Origin of the sequence: Burkholderia sp. BCC1993 (genome assembly GCF_905339865.1) — a bacterium.
Taxonomy (GTDB): Bacteria; Pseudomonadota; Gammaproteobacteria; order Burkholderiales; family Burkholderiaceae; genus Burkholderia.
The window spans coordinates 1-224 of sequence record NZ_CAJPGZ010000087.1 but is presented as its reverse complement, the minus strand read 5'-3'; the positions used below and the strand labels follow the sequence as shown (position 1 = coordinate 224).

The 224-nt window shown below is 70.1% G+C and carries 1 pseudogene; it reads right to left on the bottom strand.

Annotated features, from left to right (window positions below):
- Positions 1 to 224: pseudogene (locus U4Y91_RS36695) on the bottom strand (phosphomannomutase/phosphoglucomutase); the annotation flags it as partial.

The window sequence follows — 224 nt, the reverse complement described above, 5'->3', positions numbered from 1 at the left end:
CGCACGCAGGCCATCGGCGAGTGCGCCGACGAGCTCGGGCCCCGACAGGCGGCCGTCGCGCGCGACGACGACCGCGTCGCCGCCCTGGGCGCGCACTTCGCTGCCGAAGGCCCGGCCGATCGCGCGCGCCGTGTCGGCGTCGAGCGTCTTGCCGACCACACCGCGAATGTCATATGCCTTGAAGATGGATTGGGAGATCATCGATTCTCTCTGGGTTGCGTGCA